The organism is Psychroserpens sp., from assembly GCF_036960315.1.
In the GTDB taxonomy this organism is placed as follows: Bacteria; Bacteroidota; Bacteroidia; order Flavobacteriales; family Flavobacteriaceae; genus Psychroserpens.
Window position 1 is genome coordinate 257,921 of the sequence record NZ_JBALVR010000003.1, and the last position, 13,808, is coordinate 271,728.

At 34.3% G+C, this 13,808-nt stretch carries 15 protein-coding genes; 5 read left to right on the forward strand and 10 right to left on the reverse strand.

Annotation, left to right across the window (positions count from 1 at the left end):
- The first annotated feature begins 280 nt into the window (after positions 1–280).
- On the forward strand, positions 281–847 hold the full coding sequence (locus tag V7719_RS07010; protein ID WP_335729172.1) for a GNAT family N-acetyltransferase: 567 nt from the start codon (positions 281–283) through the stop codon (positions 845–847).
- Here the strand turns inward: V7719_RS07010 and V7719_RS07015 are convergent.
- Together V7719_RS07015 and V7719_RS07020 are read right to left on the reverse strand one after the other, a co-directional pair.
- The gene (locus V7719_RS07015; RefSeq protein WP_335729173.1) at positions 844–1,164 is read right to left on the reverse strand and encodes a YtxH domain-containing protein; all 321 of its coding nucleotides are present in this window, start codon (positions 1,162–1,164) and stop codon (positions 844–846) included. The genes V7719_RS07010 and V7719_RS07015 overlap by 4 nt on opposite strands.
- A gap of 226 nt (positions 1,165–1,390) precedes the next feature.
- Positions 1,391–2,338: an NAD(P)H-dependent flavin oxidoreductase gene (locus V7719_RS07020; protein ID WP_335729174.1), complete on the reverse strand. Its 948-nt coding sequence runs from the start codon at positions 2,336–2,338 to the stop codon at positions 1,391–1,393.
- A gap of 201 nt (positions 2,339–2,539) precedes the next feature.
- Between V7719_RS07020 and V7719_RS07025 the strand changes: the two genes are divergently transcribed.
- Positions 2,540–3,040 (forward strand): nicotinate-nucleotide adenylyltransferase, encoded by a 501-nt coding sequence (locus V7719_RS07025; RefSeq protein WP_335729175.1) that lies wholly within the window; start codon positions 2,540–2,542, stop codon positions 3,038–3,040.
- 70 nt (positions 3,041–3,110) lie between these two features.
- On the opposite strand, the gene V7719_RS07030 is transcribed toward V7719_RS07025, so the two are convergent.
- Positions 3,111–4,340: a class I SAM-dependent rRNA methyltransferase gene (locus V7719_RS07030; RefSeq protein WP_335729176.1), complete on the reverse strand. Its 1,230-nt coding sequence runs from the start codon at positions 4,338–4,340 to the stop codon at positions 3,111–3,113.
- A 100-nt stretch (positions 4,341–4,440) separates the two neighbouring features.
- A complete protein-coding gene (gene dnaK / locus V7719_RS07035; RefSeq protein ID WP_335729177.1) occupies positions 4,441–6,345 on the reverse strand; it encodes a molecular chaperone DnaK in 1,905 nt (634 codons plus the stop codon).
- A 195-nt stretch (positions 6,346–6,540) separates the two neighbouring features.
- Between dnaK and V7719_RS07040 the strand changes: the two genes are divergently transcribed.
- Positions 6,541–7,962, forward strand: a complete 1,422-nt coding sequence (locus V7719_RS07040) for an L-serine ammonia-lyase (protein WP_335729178.1) — start codon at positions 6,541–6,543, stop codon at positions 7,960–7,962.
- Positions 7,963–7,971: 9 nt separating this feature from the next.
- On the opposite strand, the gene V7719_RS07045 is transcribed toward V7719_RS07040, so the two are convergent.
- The gene (locus V7719_RS07045; RefSeq protein WP_335729179.1) at positions 7,972–8,430 is read right to left on the reverse strand and encodes a nuclear transport factor 2 family protein; all 459 of its coding nucleotides are present in this window, start codon (positions 8,428–8,430) and stop codon (positions 7,972–7,974) included.
- 105 nt (positions 8,431–8,535) lie between these two features.
- Between V7719_RS07045 and panB the strand changes: the two genes are divergently transcribed.
- Positions 8,536–9,354, forward strand: a complete 819-nt coding sequence (gene panB / locus V7719_RS07050; protein WP_335729180.1) for a 3-methyl-2-oxobutanoate hydroxymethyltransferase — start codon at positions 8,536–8,538, stop codon at positions 9,352–9,354.
- 77 nt (positions 9,355–9,431) lie between these two features.
- On the forward strand, positions 9,432–10,142 hold the full coding sequence (locus V7719_RS07055) for an RluA family pseudouridine synthase (RefSeq protein ID WP_335729181.1): 711 nt from the start codon (positions 9,432–9,434) through the stop codon (positions 10,140–10,142).
- Here V7719_RS07055 and V7719_RS07060 read toward each other — a convergent pair.
- The 5 genes from V7719_RS07060 to pxpB all read right to left on the reverse strand — a co-directional run bounded on the left by V7719_RS07060 (position 10,105) and on the right by pxpB (position 13,801).
- Positions 10,105–10,941, reverse strand: a complete 837-nt coding sequence (locus V7719_RS07060) for a sensor histidine kinase (RefSeq protein WP_335729182.1) — start codon at positions 10,939–10,941, stop codon at positions 10,105–10,107. The genes V7719_RS07055 and V7719_RS07060 overlap by 38 nt on opposite strands.
- Complete coding sequence (locus V7719_RS07065) at positions 10,893–11,603, reverse strand: hypothetical protein (protein ID WP_335729183.1); 711 nt, start codon at positions 11,601–11,603, stop codon at positions 10,893–10,895. The genes V7719_RS07060 and V7719_RS07065 overlap by 49 nt, the downstream gene beginning before the upstream one ends.
- A gap of 17 nt (positions 11,604–11,620) precedes the next feature.
- Positions 11,621–12,136: a hypothetical protein gene (locus tag V7719_RS07070; protein ID WP_335729184.1), complete on the reverse strand. Its 516-nt coding sequence runs from the start codon at positions 12,134–12,136 to the stop codon at positions 11,621–11,623.
- Between the two features lie 92 nt (positions 12,137–12,228).
- A complete protein-coding gene (locus V7719_RS07075) occupies positions 12,229–13,077 on the reverse strand; it encodes a biotin-dependent carboxyltransferase family protein (protein ID WP_335729185.1) in 849 nt (282 codons plus the stop codon).
- The gene (gene pxpB / locus V7719_RS07080; RefSeq protein WP_335729186.1) at positions 13,070–13,801 is read right to left on the reverse strand and encodes a 5-oxoprolinase subunit PxpB; all 732 of its coding nucleotides are present in this window, start codon (positions 13,799–13,801) and stop codon (positions 13,070–13,072) included. The genes V7719_RS07075 and pxpB overlap by 8 nt, the downstream gene beginning before the upstream one ends.
- Between the last annotated feature and the right edge of the window lie 7 nt (positions 13,802–13,808).

Below are 13,808 nucleotides of genomic sequence, written 5' to 3' on the forward strand. Positions count from 1 at the left end.
TGTTATACGTAGATTGGGTTGATATTAGCTATTAATCAACCTCAATAAAAATGCTATTATTAGTTACTAGTTTCTAAGACTCTAGAAACCAGCTATAGGGAATCAATATAAATATATGAGTATTCTAATTGACTCTTGGAATTAATTCGTTGAAATACAAAGTTTTATGGTGGAATGGTATTCACAAAAAAAACACTTCATTTGATAATTCACAAAGTATCGGTTTTTTCTTAAGATAATTTTGAATATTTTAGACAACCATTAAGTCTAAAAACATCAGATGTCAATATTAGAAAACGAGCGTATCCTTTTATCTCCTTTAACTCTTGAAAACTACCATCATTTAATTGAGGTTGCTCAAGAAAAAGATCTCGTCTACTATTCGCCAAGCAACATCTCTTCTTCGGAAAAATTACGAGCTTATGTCAAAGTAGCTTTGAAAGGTTTTGAGGATAAAACCTCAATACCATTTTTAATTTTTGATAAAGACAAACAACAGTATGCTGGAAGCACTCGCTTTGGATTAATTAATTGGGAAAACAAAGTCCTTCATATTGGTTGGACATGGATTGGTCATGAATTTCAAGGTACCGGACTTAATACACATATGAAGTTTTTAATGCTTCACCATGCTTTTGAAACTTTAGAGTTTGAAAAAGTAGAATTCAGAATCGACGAGCGTAATCAAAAATCTAGAAAAGCCATTGAAAAATCAGGAGCTAAGCTTGAAGGAATATTAAGAAAAGACACGGTTATGAACGACGGATTTAGACGCAGTACATGCTGTTATGGCATCTTAAAAGGAGAATGGCCAACTATTAAGGCTACAGTTTTTGGTGCCTATTAACTTGTCTTCTGAAGGGTTTTGTTTTTTTCTTTTAAAATGGCCAATTGTTTTTCTAAAAACGTAATGGCTTGCTCTGTTTTATAACTTGTTTTTGAGGCAATGTCTTTAAATTCTTTTTTTAGTGTTTCCTGACCAGACTTAGCCGCCTTAGACACATCGTCTTTTACTTCTATAAAATCCTTAGATAACTGATCTTTTATAGTCGTACCTTCTTTTTTAAGGTTATCTCTTGTAATCTTGCCTTTCTCTGGCGCTAACAATACGCCAGCAGCTGCTCCTATTAATACACCTAATACTATGGCTCCTTTATAAATCATAACTACTTTATTCTTTTAGTTAAACTTGTTTTATTTATACGTCGTAAAACTTGCTCTTTTGTTACAAACAATCTCCGAATCAAACACTTATGTAGATGTGATTTTTAATTTTTTAGATCTGGGACATGGCTTTATTTATCGCTTCAAATACACCTTTTACATTGTCATTTTCCGGATTCAATTCCACAGATTTTTTACAGTTTTAAGATATAAAATTGATTATTCACTAATTCACCAAATTAGCTACAATAGCTTTTACAGGAAGAATTTCTTTAGTATGCTCAATACTTGGTCCTGCAACCCAAACGGTTTTATAGGTTGCTTTTTTAGCCGCTTTTTCAGTGGCTTTCATTCCTATGGAGAAGCGCACCATTTTAACCCACTTTTTAAGTTTTTTGTTTTTATTAAGCAGATTTTCTATCCATGTAGCTTTGGTTCCAATTTTCTGAACATAAGGCGTGTTAATTACGGTACAAGGTGTCCCAGAAATACGCTCTGTCATAATGATATCTTCTTCTCCAAAATCTACACAAGCTTGTTTGTAGTCGTCGGTAACTCCTGCTTCAACTGAAGCGATAAACGGACTCCCAACCGAAACGCCTGCAGCACCATAACTCAACATCTTTTCAATATCAGCTTTACAACCTACGCCTCCTGCAGAAATGACAGGTATAGATAAATTACCATGTAATAGTCTTATCAATTCTTCTGGAGATAAATTTCCTCGATGACCACCTGCTTCATTATTGACAGCAATAGCAGCATCTGCTCCTAAACTTTCAACTTTTTTGGCGAAATGTAAATCGGTGACATCACAATATACTTTAATACCTACAGCATGTGCCTGATTTATAGTTTCTTCTGGACTTCCTAAAGAGGTAATAATAAAATCACAGCCTTCTTCACATATCACTTCTAACTGACCTTTATATTTGATATTCGATTTGTTGACAATCAAATTAAACCCAAACGAACCACCTTCAACTTTATTTGCTTTCAACGCTCTTAAGGCAGTACGCAACTCGTCTAAAGTCCTATAGTTTAATGCAGGAATACAACCTGCAATTCCAGCTTTCATAGCTTCTGTAACCATAGCCACATTAGAGACCAAAAACATTGGTGCTTGAATGATAGGGTAAGTAATATTAAGTTGCTCTGTAAGCTTAGTGTTCATAAATATCAAATTGAATTAACGTCCAACTTCGCCAAAGTATTATTGGACAAGCACAAATATAATAAAATATTATGCACGCATAACATATTGATATCCTATAGCTCCATTCTAGTAAAGAAAACATCACGAATCTGATATATATCATTGCGTTAAAGTCATATAAAATATACCTTCAAGTTAATAATCATAACATATAAAAATATGAAAAAATCAATCTTAATTGCACTGATATTCGTTTTGAGTAATCAGATGTATGCACAAATTACTGAACTCCCTGAGGTTTTAATTACCGCAGTGAACTATAAGTATCTAAATGCTGTAGATTCTGCAGAGAATTCACTTACTATTCAGATGCTAGAAGAAAAAGTCGCAATGTTCGATATAAAAAATTCTGAATATTATAACGATGAATATGATACTTACCAGGTATCGTTTTATATTCCAGACGGAAAAATATTAGCTGCTTATGACAAAAATGGCAAATTAATACGTACAATTGAGAAGTTCAAAAATGTTAAACTGCCTAAAAAAGTACAAACTGCTATTGCTAAGCGCTTTCCAAAATGGTCAATGACAAGCGATGTTTATTTAGTAAGCTTTCATAAAAAGAAGGATGTCGCCAAAAAACAATATAAAGTGAGACTTGAAAATGGTGATAAAAAGATGAAGGTAAAAGTAGATCAAGAAGGAAACTTTCTATAATAGCTTATCATTTAATAAAAGAAACCCAGCAATTTATTGTTGGGTTTTTCTATGTTCACAACTAACAAGACTAATCTAAAAATCTATAATACCCACATTTTAAATAAGCACCTTCAGGAAACCCAATTGGATGATCAATATCATGCTGCGTTTTTTGTACTACGGAAAAAGAACGTTTTGTAGATTTTAAGGTCTGTTCATTAATATCATGAAATGCAGTAGCTGTCACGCGAGACGAACAGGACGCTAATACTAATAAACCTTCTCTTGCTGTAAGCTTCTCACCTAGTCTAGCTAATTGCGCATATTTCTTTTTGGCAAGTTGAATTTCAGTTTGCTGCTTTGCAAAACTTGGCGGATCAATAACCACCACATCAAATTTCTTTTTTTCTGAAATGAGCTGTTCTAAGATTTTGAAGGCGTCTCCAGCGAGTGTCATATGCTTCCCTGAGTAGTCATTAAGTTTTCCATTCTGAACGGCAATCTCTAATGCTTGCGTACTAATATCTAAACTTGAAACCTCTTTTGCTTTATTAGCTAATGCATGAACTGAAAATCCGCCAGCATAAGAAAACACATCCAAAACAGTTTTGTTTTTGCTTAATAAACCAACTTGTCTTCTATTTTCGCGATGATCCAAAAAGTAGCCTGTTTTATGACCTTTAATCACATTTGCAGAAAAGTTAACACCATGCTCTACAAATTCTATGACTTCATTCTCTAAAGTTCCGTAAACGACTTCACCATCTTTTAGTTCATGTGAATCTGATTGTTGTAACCCACGACTTAATCTTATAACAATCGTTTCACATCCTGAAGTTGCTATTAAACTTTCCAGAATGGTTTTAAGAAAAGGTAGCCAGATTTCAGAATAGAGTTTGACGACTATGACCGAATCATATACATCGGCAATGAGAGACGGAAATCCGTCGGTTTCTCCAAAAATTAACCTGTAGCTTGTGGTTTCTGTTTTTAATAATGGAAGTCTTATTTGATACGCTTGCTGAATTTTCCGAAGAAAAAACGCATCATCTATTTGAACAGGTTTACTATCACTATAAATCATCTTGATACGAATAGGAGAATTAGCATCATACAATCCGATACCAATCATACCGTTTTTACGCTTTCCGAACACAATGGCCAAATCACCTGTTTTGGCATCAGCATTAATTTTTACAATGCTATCTGAAAACACCCAAGGATGTGACTGTTGCACATAGTTTTCTCCTTTTGAGGTGAGTTTTACGGCGAGACGTTTGGGTTGATATGTGTTTTCTATTGAAGAGGAAAATGTCATGACTGCAAATTAACGGGTTTTAAATAGAACTTCAGCTTTATGCATAAAAAAACGCAACCATTGCTGATTGCGTTTTTTCAAATGTTAAGTAATTATATGTTTATTTCACTTCTTCGAAATCTACATCTTCTACATCATTTGCTTCTGCTTCACCATTTTGGCTAGCGTCTGGTCCTGGTGCTTCTCCACCTTGCGGCGCATCGGCTTGAGCTTTGTACATTTCTTCTGAGGCCACTTTCCAAGCTTCATTGATTTTCTCTAAAGCTGGCTCGATAACTTCGATCTCTTTAGTTTCATAAGCTTTCTTCAATTCTTCAAGTGCTTCTTCGATTGGCTTTTTCTTATCATCTGATAATTTTTCACCGAATTCTTTTAACTGACTTTCCGTTTGGAAAATCATAGCATCTGCTTCATTTAATTTATCAGCTGTTGCTTTTGCTTTAGCATCTGCATCTGCATTCTCTTCAGCTTCTTGCTTCATTTTAGCAATCTCTTCTTCAGTTAAACCAGAAGATGCTTCAATACGAATATCTTGAGTTTTATTTGTTGCTTTATCTGTTGCAGATACTTTGATAATACCATTGGCATCAATATCAAATGTCACTTCAATTTGAGGTGTTCCTCTTTGAGATGGTGGAATACCATCTAAATGAAAACGACCAATTGTTTTGTTATCTGCTGCCATTGGACGCTCTCCCTGTAATACATGGATTTCTACCGATGGTTGATTATCTGCTGCTGTTGAGAATACTTGTGATTTCTTAGTAGGAATCGTAGTATTCGCTTCAATTAACTTAGTTAAAACGTTACCCATAGTTTCGATACCTAGAGATAAAGGTGTGACATCTAATAACAACACATCTTTTACATCTCCTGATAATACACCACCTTGGATTCCTGCTCCTAACGATACAACCTCATCTGGATTAACTCCTTTACTTGGCGCTTTTCCGAAGAACTTCTCTACTTCAGCTTGCACTATTGGAATACGTGTAGATCCACCAACTAAAATCACTTCGTCAATATCACTCTTTGATAAACCTGCTGCTTTTAAAGCTGATGCACATGGCTCAATCGTACGTTTTACTAAATCGTCAATTAATTGCTCAAATTTAGCACGTGTTAATGTGCGCACTAAGTGTTTTGGTCCTGATGCTGTAGCAGTTACATATGGTAAGTTTATTTCTGTTTGAGTAGAAGATGATAATTCAATCTTCGCTTTTTCAGAAGCTTCTTTTAAACGTTGTAAAGCCATTGGGTCTTTACGTAAATCGATCCCTTCTTCAGTATTAAACTCATCTGCTAACCAGTTAATGATTTTTTGATCTACATCATCACCACCTAAATGTGTATCACCATCTGTAGATAATACTTCAAATACACCATCTCCTAATTCAAGGATAGATACATCATGTGTTCCTCCACCAAAATCGAAAACAACGATTTTTTGGTCAATTCCCTTTTTATCCATTCCATAAGCTAAAGCTGCTGCTGTAGGCTCATTAATGATACGTCTTACTTTTAAACCAGCAATTTCACCTGCTTCTTTAGTCGCTTGACGTTGAGAATCGTTGAAGTAAGCCGGCACTGTAATTACAGCTTCCGTTACATCTTGACCTAAATAGTCTTCAGCAGTTTTCTTCATTTTCTGAAGAATCATTGCCGATAACTCTTGTGGTGTATATAAACGACCATCGATATCCACTCTTGGTGTATCGTTGTCACCTTTCACCACTTTATATGGTACACGTTCTGCTTCTTTTTTAGATTCAGAATATTTGTTACCCATAAAACGCTTAATCGAATAAACTGTTTTTGTTGGGTTTGTTACTGCTTGTCTTTTTGCTGGATCACCAACCTTAATTTCTCCACCTTCTACAAAGGCGATAACCGAAGGCGTCGTTCTTTTACCTTCAGCGTTTGGGATTACTACTGGCTCATTTCCCTCCATTACAGAAACGCAAGAGTTTGTAGTTCCTAAATCGATTCCAATAATCTTACTCATAATTTTATATTTAGTTTTATCTATTTCCTTTTCTTCGGAAATGTGATATTCATTTTTATTCGTAATCTATATGTCAATCATTATGCCATGACAAAAAATATGACATGATGTCATTTCTACTAATTAAACTTTTAAATAAAAACTCTTAAATAATTTAAAACAGATTATATTTGACGCACTTAAACGATTTCGTAAATGGAGTGTATTTCTGTATTTGACATGCTTAAAATAGGTGTTGGCCCATCAAGCTCACATACCTTAGGTCCTTGGCGCGCTGCAGAGCGCTGGATTAAAGAACTTAAAGACACTAATAAGTTCGACAAAGTTGAAAAAATCTCTGTAGACCTTTATGGTTCTTTGTCATTAACAGGAAAAGGGCATGCCACAGATTACGCCCTTATACTTGGTTTAATAGGAAGTGATCCTGAAACCATTCCAACCGAAAACATTACTGACGAAATCAACACTGTAAAGTCTACAAAAACTTTAAACTTTAATGGCGAAAAAGTCTTGGGCTTTGATACCGAAACTGATATTATTTTCAATAGAAAATTTTTACCTTTTCATTCCAACGGAATGACATTTACAGCAACTATAAATGGACAACTTAACAAATCGACCTTCTACTCTATTGGTGGCGGATTTGTTGTAAAAGAAGAACGTACCAATCATAAGAAGAATTTTGAAATCAAATGCTCATTCCCCTATCCCATTGAAAAAGGCACTGAGCTTCTTAAATTTTGTAAAGATTTAGATAAGCCAATTTCAGAAGTTGTATTAGAAAATGAAAAATCAATTCGTTCAGAAGATGATATAAATAACGAACTCAAACGCATTTGGGATACCATGCTAGAATGCATGTATATTGGTTGTCATACGGAAGGTAATCTTCCGGGCGGACTCAACGTAAGACGTCGTGCTTATGACATGCATCAAAGTCTGAGGGGAAGTACTCCTTATTCAAATCCTGTTGAATGGATTTATTCCATTAGAAGTACTGAAGTTAAGTTTCGTCAAATCCTAAAATGGGTAAGCTGCTATGCCTTAGCTGTGAATGAAGTTAATGCATCTCTTGGACGCGTAGTCACAGCACCTACAAATGGAAGCGCAGGTGTTATTCCTGCCGTGTTGATGTATTATCTGGTTATTGAAAATCACGATGGTAATTTTGAAGACATCAAACGTTTTTTACTCGTCGCTGGAGAAATAGGAAGCATATTTAAAAAAGGAGCGACAATAAGTGCCGCTATGGGTGGATGTCAAGCAGAAATTGGTGTGTCTTCAGCAATGGCAGCTGGAGCCTTATGTGAATTGTCTGGCGGAACACCAGAACAGGTTTTAGTCGCTGCTGAAATTGCTATGGAGCATCATTTAGGTTTAACTTGTGATCCCATTGGAGGCTTAGTTCAAATTCCTTGTATTGAGCGTAATGCTATGGGAGCTATAAAAGCTATTAATGCTTGCGAACTGGCTTTAGACACCAATCCAAACAATGTCAAAGTTCCTTTAGATACAGTTGTAAATACGATGTGGGAAACCGCAAAAGACATGAATACCAAATACAAAGAAACCTCTGAAGGCGGTTTAGCTGTTAGTGTTAATATGGCAGATTGTTAAATCTAACATTTACTCTTGTTTACAATCACGTCGTCGGGTATCAATAAGGTAAATAATTTTCCATTTTCCTTCATCTTTAAATAACTGAAAAGAATTGACGCCACAATGGCTAAAATTTCCATCAAACCAAAAATTATAAGGTGTCCAAGCATTTGCCATATCGCCATCAACTTGGATATTGAAACCTAAAAGTTCTTCTTTAAATTTTTTATCCTTCGGAATAGATACAATAGAATTCAGGAATTTTTTAAATTCTGAAATGCTTAAAACGGCTTTTCCTTCTTTATCCTTTCCTATGGACTGCATCTGTATATCTTTACTAACAGTTTCGAGAATCATTGTACTGTCTTGTTTATGAAAGCCTTCGAAAAAACGTTCAATAGTTGCTTTTACGTTATCACTTTCCGAAGATTGAGAAAAGGAAAGTGTTGAAACTAATAGTGCAATAAAAAAGATAGAATGCTTCATAATTTTAAAATTTCAGTTAAATTATAAAATAAATAGGTTTTAGCGCTTAGAATAAATAAAGTTTAACAAATCTCTGTATTTTTACGAATAATTAATTTTTACAATATGTCTACTGCAAAAAAAGATTACAAAAGGATTACCGTGAAATCTCTTATTGAGATGAAACTTAATAAAGAAAAAATATCTATGCTTACGGCTTACGATTATACAATGGCAAAGATTGTTGATGGTGCTGGTATAGATGTTATTTTGGTTGGCGATTCTGCAAGTAATGTTATGGCTGGACATGAAACCACTTTACCTATCACTTTAGACCAGATGATTTATCACGCATCGTCTGTTGTTAGAGCGATTGAGAGAGCTTTGATTGTGGTCGATTTACCTTTTGGGAGTTACCAAAGTGATCCAAAAGAAGCGTTGCGCTCTTCGATTAGAATCATGAAAGAATCTGGTGGTCATGCTGTAAAAATGGAAGGAGGAAGAGAAGTAAAAGAATCTATAAAGCGTATACTAAATGCTGGAATTCCGGTTATGGGACACTTAGGATTAACCCCTCAATCTATTTATAAGTTTGGTACTTACACCGTTCGAGCAAAAGAAGAACAAGAAGCTCAACAATTAAAAGAAGATGCATTGATGCTAGAAAGAGCAGGATGCTTTGGAATCGTATTAGAAAAAATTCCTGCAAAATTAGCGAAAGAGGTGGCAGATAGTGTTTCTATTCCTGTTATTGGTATAGGTGCTGGTGCTGGTGTTGACGGACAGGTACTTGTGCTCCATGATATGTTAGGAATGACGCATGAATTCAATCCTCGCTTTTTACGTCGCTATATGAATTTATATGAAGATATGACCAAAGCCATTGGTCAATATGTTGATGATGTGAAAACTGTTGATTTTCCTAGTGATAAGGAGCAATATTAGAGTTTTTACTCGCAGTCGCAGTTTTCAGCTTATACTCAAACACAAAAAATTCTGAGTAACTCTGTGCAACAATAATTATGAAAAAAATCCTTTCCAACAAAATCAATCTTCAAGTTCTATACGAAGACAACCACATTATCATTGTGAATAAACGTGCTGGTGACATTGTTCAAGGTGACAAAACTGGAGACAAGCCTCTTAGCGAAATTGTAAAAGATTATATTAAGGATAAATACAACAAACCTGGAAACGTCTATTTAGGGGTTGTTCATCGGTTAGACAGACCAACAACAGGTGTCGTATTGTTTTCAAAAACGAGTAAAGCTTTACCTCGACTGAATGCATTATTTGCTGAAAAAAAAGCGAATAAAACCTATTGGGCTATTATAAAGAATGCGCCAGAAAACCCTCAAGACACACTAATCAATTGGTTGAAGAAGAATCCTAAGAATAATAAATCTACTGCATATCCAAAAGAAATTAAGGATAGCAAGAAAGCTATTCTACATTATAAAATTCTAAAAGCATTGGATAATTATTTCCTATTGGAGATTGAACTCGAAACAGGAAGGCATCATCAAATTAGATGTCAGTTATCAACTATAGGGTCACCAATAAAAGGGGATTTAAAATATGGGTTTGATCGAAGCAATAAAGATGCAAGCATTAGTTTACACGCAAGACGACTAGAATTTATTCATCCCGTTTCTAAAGACACCATAGACGTTTCAGCGCCTTTACCAAACGATCCTATCTGGAATGCTTGTGAGGATAAAAAGGATAGTTAATAACAAGCTCTACACCTTCATTAGGTTGCGATTTGAGATTAAAATTAGCATTAATGAGCTCTGCCCTACTTTTCATATTGATGAGTCCAGAACCTTTCTCTGCGGAAGCAACATCAAATCCTACACCATCATCAGATGCAGTAATAATGAGATGTTCAGGTTTATAATCTAAAATTACGTTTAGATGATTAGCTTCAGAATATTTCACAGCATTAGAAAAGAACTCTTGCAAAATTCTAAATATAATAATTTCGTGTTTTTTGTCTTTTAGTTCGCGCTTTTCACCTTTAATTTGTAATTCGGCAGAAGCAAATTTCATTCGCTTTAGACGCTTAAGTTCATTGGTAATAGATGCTTCAAAGCCAATGTTTAAAATCACATCATTATTTAAAGATTTTGATAGCGAACGAACTTCTTTTAAACTCTCTTTTACGATTTGAGTTGTTTCGGTAACCTTACTTTTCAAATCTTCAGGCACTTTGGCCCCTAACATATTGAGTTGCATACTAGCGTAAGCAAGAAGCTGACCAACATTGTCATGCAACTCCCAACCTATATGTTTAAGGGTTTGTTCTTGAATTTCAGTTTGTGATCTAGAGATTTCTTCATCAAACTCTTGTTGTTGTTTAACTTGATCTAATAGCAGCTTATTTTTTCGTTTCTGAAAGGTTACAAAAAAGAGTATCACCATCACTGATAGCAATAATACCGCAAAAATGACATAGCCAATTAAAGCAATTTGTTCTTCATTTATTGCTTGCTCTTCTTGAGCGAATACCAAAAACCGAATGCAAAGCATAAGTATGTACATATATTTATAAATAATAAAAGTAAATATCTAAAAATGACAAAATCAGCATTTACCTCTCTAAAATAAGCATTAAAAATGAACAATGGTGTCACACAAAGATACCATAGCAACAAGGCTACACTAATGTAAAACGATGGTAATTTATAATACTGAAGAATATACTCACTATTCATCAATTCAATGAAATAGCTAATTACATAAATAGATACAATTACAGATGCCAAAATATCATCATAAGGTAAACCTAAGACAAAAAAAGCATCAGTAAATGTGTAATAAAATATGGAAAAAATACTATAAAAAATTACAATAGCTCTTATCAGTATCTTCAATGATTTGTTACTAAGTAATCCTGAATAAAAAACACCCAATAAACCAATAGAAAGAAATGAATAAATATTATACAACCACATGTTCTTACAAAAGACACTGTTTTTTAGTTTAATAAACCATTCTTTATCATAATTGTTTCGCATTAAACCTGAATATTCACCAATTAGCTCAACAAAGAAAGTAAGCCACAAATAGAATACAAAAATTTTCAAAACAGAGTTTTTATTTTTCTTTAAATAATATGTGCCCGAAATGGCAGCAATAAACTCAACTGACTTTGTTATTACTGAATAATTATCTAAAAAAAAATCTTTCAAAAAATTGTTTTATAATGTTATTGAGGGTAATTAGCTTCTGGCGGAACTCCTTGACCTCCTTTATCCAAGCCAAGTCCTCCAGGAATATCTCCACCTCCGTCTTGTAAAACAAAGTTAAACATATTTCCTTCAGCTTTACTAGGATAGCCTGTTGGCACGAATAACATCGTAGTATAACCTGGAATACTACCTACTGCAGGATGAGCTCCTAAATAAAGTCGCACACCATCCATAGTGTATTGCAAATCTTTTGCTTGTTGTTCTGCAATATCTAAGTAGTTGCGAACGTCTTCTAAGGCATACCAAGATGACCTGTTGTCTCCTCCTTTTACCCCTTTAAAAAATATGCTGCTAATTGAATCATACCTTGGATTGTAAGCTTCGGTTAACACTTTAATTTCTGCTGATTCAATTAAACCTTTTGGGTCTGTGGGCTCCATAGCTTTAAGTCCAACATCATTTTTCTGACAGTAAAAATACATTGCTAAAGCCCCTAGAATAAATCCGAAAATAAGTAATACTAATTTTTTCATAATTTGATTAGTTATAAATTAATTGCACTCTAAATGTATTGAAAATCTTAATACAAACCCATTATTCATGTTAAAAGCAAGGGTTTTTCTTACTATTTAAGGCGTTTAAACCGAATCTTATTACTGAAAAACATCTGTGAAAGGCTATTTATAGAAGATTCAGTAAGTTGTAAAATTCTTGGATATCCACCAGTAGTTTGGCAGTCTCTCATTAACACCATCAATTGACCAGAAGGCGTCAGCTGTACTGTTCCAGGCAATACTAAGGATGTGATAATAGGCTCAAGCGCATTATCAAATGGTTCATTAAACTGATAAGCCATTCGGTTACTATCTTTCGAAATTGTAAAGTCAGTGTTAAACAAAGTTTTCTGTAAACTTGTGTCTAGTTTATCAAATTCTGGTCCTGTAAAAGCATCTAGATCTTTGGTGTCAAAATGCTTATTATTTACTTTAATCGTCGAAAACGTCCTTTCTGTAGGTTTCTTTATATCTAAAATTGGTAAAATATCACCTTTTACAAGTTTATAAGCAGACGTAACACCTCCATACATGCTTCGACTTCTCATTTTCTCTTCTGTCTGGAATCCTCCTAATACCGAAATATAAGCTCTACAGCCATAATTTAGCTTTCCGAATTTTAATGTATCTCCACTGTTTATAGCCACTACAGTATTATTTTTTATAACTGAAGTATTTATAGTAGCACTCATATCTGCACCTGTAATACAAATCATAGTATCTTGTATAAATTGAAGTTGAGGACCAGAAACAACACATTCTATAACAGCAGCATTATCATTGTTTCCTAAAATAGAATTGCCTAAAGCAGCCGAATAGCTATCCATAACTCCCGAAATAGGAACGCCATACTCCTGAAACCCTAATCGACCAACATCCTGAACCGTATCATATAAACCTGTTTTAATCACCTTAACCATAAAACACCTCACTTTCTATTTGATATGATCCATTATCTATCTTATCTTGAATCTCATCATACTGACTTCTATCTATAGGAATAAACTGAATTTTATCTCCTGATTTCGCAAAACAGGGCTCCCTTTTATTGGGATCAAAAAAGTGTATTGGTGAATTTCCAATGATATTCCAACCTCCAGGGCTCAAATTTGGGTACACTCCTGTTTGTTGTCCTCCAATCGCAACAGCTCCTTTTTCGATGTGCAATCTCGGACTCTTTTTCCGTGGAAAATATAAGCGTTTATCCAATCCGCCTAAGTATAAAAAACCAGGCAAAAAACCAACAAAAAAAACAATGTAAATCGCTTCAGAATGGAGCTTGATAATTTCAAGTTTTGACAGCTTTTTATTTTCGGAAATTTCAACCAAATCTAAACCAAAATCGTTATCATAACACACCGGAATCCTCCAGTGCTTCAAGGCACGTTTAGTTTTACTCACTCGGTCAGAATATGAGGTCTTAAGCATTAAAATTTCACCATAGACGTTATCAATAGTGAATTTGTAAATTATTAGTATCGAGCTATATGCGTTGTTTACTTGAACTATAGATTTAACTCTTGAATTTAAAAGATGATTTTTAAAAATCAACACATCATCAAGTATATTTTCAGTAATTTCCGTAGGCCATTCCACCAAAATAGAGCGTTCTGAAAAGCGTCGATATGTAAGTTCAAAATCCATTGAATAC

Bases quoted from the DNA above. Each gene is read 5' to 3' on its own strand.
- V7719_RS07015 (WP_335729173.1), bottom strand. From the start codon at position 1,164: ATGATTTATAAAGGAGCCATAGTATTAGGTGTATTAATAGGAGCAGCT.
- V7719_RS07030 (WP_335729176.1), bottom strand. From the start codon at position 4,340: ATGACATTTTCCTCTTCAATAGAAAACACATATCAACCCAAACGTCTC.
- pxpB (WP_335729186.1), bottom strand. From the start codon at position 13,801: ATGGATTTTGAACTTACATATCGACGCTTTTCAGAACGCTCTATTTTG.
- V7719_RS07045 (WP_335729179.1), bottom strand. From the start codon at position 8,430: ATGAAGCATTCTATCTTTTTTATTGCACTATTAGTTTCAACACTTTCC.
- V7719_RS07055 (WP_335729181.1), top strand. From the start codon at position 9,432: ATGAAAAAAATCCTTTCCAACAAAATCAATCTTCAAGTTCTATACGAA.
- dnaK (WP_335729177.1), bottom strand. From the start codon at position 6,345: ATGAGTAAGATTATTGGAATCGATTTAGGAACTACAAACTCTTGCGTT.
- V7719_RS07040 (WP_335729178.1), top strand. From the start codon at position 6,541: ATGGAGTGTATTTCTGTATTTGACATGCTTAAAATAGGTGTTGGCCCA.
- V7719_RS07010 (WP_335729172.1), top strand. From the start codon at position 281: ATGTCAATATTAGAAAACGAGCGTATCCTTTTATCTCCTTTAACTCTT.
- V7719_RS07075 (WP_335729185.1), bottom strand. From the start codon at position 13,077: ATGGTTAAGGTGATTAAAACAGGTTTATATGATACGGTTCAGGATGTT.
- V7719_RS07060 (WP_335729182.1), bottom strand. From the start codon at position 10,941: ATGCTTTGCATTCGGTTTTTGGTATTCGCTCAAGAAGAGCAAGCAATA.
- panB (WP_335729180.1), top strand. From the start codon at position 8,536: ATGTCTACTGCAAAAAAAGATTACAAAAGGATTACCGTGAAATCTCTT.
- V7719_RS07070 (WP_335729184.1), bottom strand. From the start codon at position 12,136: ATGAAAAAATTAGTATTACTTATTTTCGGATTTATTCTAGGGGCTTTA.
- V7719_RS07020 (WP_335729174.1), bottom strand. From the start codon at position 2,338: ATGAACACTAAGCTTACAGAGCAACTTAATATTACTTACCCTATCATT.
- V7719_RS07025 (WP_335729175.1), top strand. From the start codon at position 2,540: ATGAAAAAATCAATCTTAATTGCACTGATATTCGTTTTGAGTAATCAG.